At 72.4% G+C, this 3,595-nt stretch carries 4 protein-coding genes; 1 reads left to right on the top strand and 3 read right to left on the bottom strand.

The window, feature by feature from the left end:
• Positions 1-344: 344 nt before the first annotated feature.
• Positions 345-1,352, bottom strand: coding sequence for a stage II sporulation protein M (locus ACF061_RS38970; RefSeq protein WP_392271763.1), 1,008 nt, complete (start codon positions 1,350-1,352; stop codon positions 345-347).
• A gap of 132 nt (positions 1,353-1,484) precedes the next feature.
• On the opposite strand from ACF061_RS38970, the gene ACF061_RS38975 reads away from it, so the two are divergent.
• Positions 1,485-2,606, top strand: coding sequence for an RDD family protein (locus tag ACF061_RS38975; RefSeq protein WP_392271764.1), 1,122 nt, complete (start codon positions 1,485-1,487; stop codon positions 2,604-2,606).
• Between the two features lie 65 nt (positions 2,607-2,671).
• Here ACF061_RS38975 and ACF061_RS38980 read toward each other — a convergent pair whose 3' ends face one another.
• Both ACF061_RS38980 and ACF061_RS38985 read right to left on the bottom strand, forming a co-directional pair.
• A complete protein-coding gene (locus ACF061_RS38980; protein WP_392271765.1) occupies positions 2,672-3,289 on the bottom strand; it encodes a hypothetical protein in 618 nt (205 codons plus the stop codon).
• 165 nt (positions 3,290-3,454) lie between these two features.
• Positions 3,455-3,595, bottom strand: a 141-nt coding sequence (locus ACF061_RS38985; RefSeq protein WP_392271766.1) for an adenosylhomocysteinase, incomplete at its 5' end; no start/stop codon positions are given.

Raw genomic sequence — 3,595 nt, forward strand, 5'->3', positions numbered from 1 at the left:
TCGGGCTTTCCTCCGGGCGCTTCCCTTCGGTGTTTCCGACTCTATCAGATCTTTTTTCCGATCCGATTTCCTCGGTGCTTTCCAGGTTCCCGCTCCCGCGTTTCCCTTTCCGGCGGTTCCGACTTTATCAGAAGTTTCGCGCCGGATTGACCGGCCGTTGTTTCCGATTCATCGGGGGCTTCTTCGAAATCGATGATTCCGGAAGCAGATAGATGTTCACCGTCACCCTCGTGGACCAGGTCCATCTCCAGGCAACTGTTCGAATCTACCTCCCCACCCGCTCCGTGTCAACGGCTCCGGTGGGGCGAAGAGGAGACTAGCAGCTCAGCGGCCGCAAACGCACATCACGCCGCCGTCGGCACGGCGGCGCTTCGCTCGGCCGCCGTCAGATCACCCGTGTCGCCGGCACGCGCGGCACGGCCGCCGAGGACGTACACGTAGGTCAGGAAGGCCAGTTCGGCGGCGATCCCGATGCCGATGCGGGCCCAGGTCGGCAGGCCCGACGGGGTGACGAAGCCTTCGATGGCGCCGGAGACGAAGAGGACCAGGGCGAGGCCGATGGCCATGCCCACGGCCGCCCGCCCCTCTTCGGCCAGGGCGGTGCGGCGGGGACGGGGACCCGGGTCGACGAGAGTCCAGCCGAGGCGCAGTCCGGTGCCGGCGGCGACGAACACGGCGGTCAGTTCGAGCAGGCCGTGCGGGAGGACGAGGCCCAGGAAGGTGTCGAGCCGGCCCGCCGAGGACATCAGCCCGGCACCGACACCGAGATTGAGCATGTTCTCGAACAGGATCCACAGGACCGGCAGCCCCAGGAAGACGCCCAGGACCAGGCACATGGCGGCGGCCTGCGCGTTGTTCGTCCACACCTGGGCGGCGAAGGCCGTCGCGGGATGGCTCGAGTAGTACGTCTCGTACTCCCCGCCCGGGCGGGTGAGCCGGCGCAGCTCGTCAGGGGCTGCGATCGTGGCCTGTACTTCCGGGTGCGCGGCGATCCACCACCCCAGCAGGGCCGCGACGACCGTGGAGAGGATCGCCGTGGGCACCCACCAGTGACGCGCCCGGTAGACCGCCGCGGGGAAGCCCTCCAGCAGGAAGCGGGTCACGTCGCGCCACGAGGCGCGGCGGGCGCCCGTGACCGCGCTGCGCGCGCGGGCCACGAGTTGGCTGAGCCGGCCGGTCACCAGGGGATCGGGAGCGCTGGACCGGATCAGCGAGAGGTGGGTGGCGGCACGCTGGTAGAGGGCGACGAGTTCGTCGGCCTCGGCGCCGGTGAGGCGGCGACGGCGGCGGAGCAGGGCGTCGAGGCGGTCCCACTCGGCTCGGTGGGCGGAGACGAAGACGTCCAGGTCCATCGTGTCTGCCTGCTCCTCGGCTGGTTGTTCGACTGTCCGTCGGATGTGTCAGCTTGTCCTACTGCGGCGCGATGGCACTCAGCTTGGCAGACTGGCCCTCTTCGGGGCAGGCCAGGGGAAGGACGGCGGGGCGTGAGCGAGCTGGTCACGGGCGAGGCGGTGGCGCTGGAGCTGCGCCCCGCGAGGCTGCCGAGCAGGGTCCTGTCCGTGTTGCTGGACCTGGCCGCGACGCTGGTGGCCTATGTCGCGGTGACCCTGGGGGTGGTGGCTGCCACGGCTTCGCTGGACGAGGCGGCGCAGACCGCGCTGTCGATCGCGGCCTTCCTCCTCGTTCTGGTGGGCGGTCCGATCGCGGTGGAGACGCTCAGCCACGGTCGGTCGCTCGGGAAGCTGGCGTGCGGGTTGCGGGTGGTCCGGGACGACGGCGGGCCGATCCGGTTCCGGCACGCGCTGGTGCGCGGCGCGATCGGCGTCGTGGAGATCCTGATGACGTTCGGGGTCGTCGCCTGCATCGCCTCGCTGGTGTCGGCGCGCGGGCGTCGGCTGGGCGACGTGTTCGCGGGGACCCTGGTCGTACGGGAACGGGTGCCGGCCGGGCAGGCGGCCTTCGTGCCTCCCCCGCCGTCCTGGCTGGCCGGGCGGTTCTCGGCCCTCGACCTCTCCGCGGTGCCGGACGGACTGTGGCTGGCGGTGCGGCAGTACCTGACGCGGATGCACCAGCTGGATCCACAGGTCGGCTGGGGCATGGCGCAGCGGCTCGCGACCGATCTCGCGGCCCGCACCGGCGCTCCTGTTCCGCCCGGGGTTCCGCCCGCCATGTACCTGGCCGCGGTGTTGCAGGAGCGCCAGGTGCGCGAGGCGAGACGGACGTTCCGGAACGGCGGCACGGCGCCGGGAGCGGCGGTGGCGGGCGGCAGCCCCTTCCCCGCGCCGCAGGCACCGCCCTCGCCACAGGCACCGCCTTCGCCGCAGGTCCCGGTCTCTCCGTGGGCTCCGGCCTCTCCGCAGGCGCCGTACTCGGCCGGTGCCGGGCGGTCCGGATGGTCTCTTCACTCCGCCGACGGAGGCTCGGGGGCCGCCTCGCCGGATGTCCCGCCGGCGGTCGCTCCGCCCGCCGGCATTCCGGCACCTGCCGAGTCGTCCTCGGTCCCGTCGACCTCGGCCGTGTCGGCGCCGCCGCCCCGGGACTCCGCGCCTGCTGAGGACTCCGTGTCGGCTCGGCGGCCCGCCACCGGGTTCGTCCCGCCCGCGTAGCCGGGAGCGGCCGGTCTGTCTCGGGTCGTGCGTCGGCCCCTTGGAGACGCCGGACGGCGGAGCGCTCAGGAGTCGAAGACGGACGGCGGTGACCGGAGGTCCTCAAGTTCGATTCCGGGGGCGGCCAGGACCACGTCCCCGGCGAGGTGCACGGTGTGCCTCTCGCCCGTGTCCAGGGCTGTGACCTGGTACGCGTCCACGATCAGGGAGCCGTTGTCAGTGGCGTGTGCTTCTCTTTCCACCAAGGCCCAGGACTGGTCCACGGTGCGGGGGGCGAGGACCGGATCCGTGAAGTGGACGAGGCGTACGCGGGTGGCGGCCGAGGAGGGGGCGAGGCGCAGCAGTCGAGCGGTGGCGACGAGGAACGCGGGGGAGGTGCCGGTGAAGGCGTGGGCGCGCACATTGCCCTCGGTGGCCTCGGTGCCGGTGGGGTCGGTGCGGACCCAGGTGACGCCGTCGAGGGCGGCGCCGCGCACCTGCCAGCCGCCCGCGTGGAGTTCCAGGCGGATGGGACGGCCGAGTTCGTCCAGGGCGAGGTCGACGGAGCCGCGGTGGTCACCCGAGGGGGCGGTGACCTGGGAGACGTAGCGCCAGCCGGAGGGGCCGGGGGCGCACTGGAAGTGTTCTTCGGCGAGGGGGGTGTGATCGTGCGGATCGTGGAGCGAATAGCGGCCGCGGGGCATCGGGGTCCTGGGTTCTGAGGGCGGGGCCTGTCCGGTCGCCTCGGGGAGTCGGCCCGGCGTGCGTGACGGCCGCCGGTCCGTCCTCAAAGGGGCAGGCCCCCGGCACGGGGGTGCGGGGGCCTGCCTCGGAGGAACCGGTGAGCCGCGGAACGCGGCTCGGGGCGGTCAGTAGCGGTAGTGGTCCGCCTTGTACGGGCCGTCGACCTCCACGCCGATGTACGCCGCCTGCTCCGGGCGCAGCGTGGTGAGTTTGACGCCGAGGGCGTCGAGGTGGAGGCGGGCGACCTTCTCGTCGAGGTGCTTGGG

Origin of the sequence: Streptomyces sp. NPDC015220 (assembly GCF_043079345.1) — a bacterium.
Classification (GTDB): domain Bacteria; phylum Actinomycetota; class Actinomycetes; order Streptomycetales; family Streptomycetaceae; genus Streptomyces.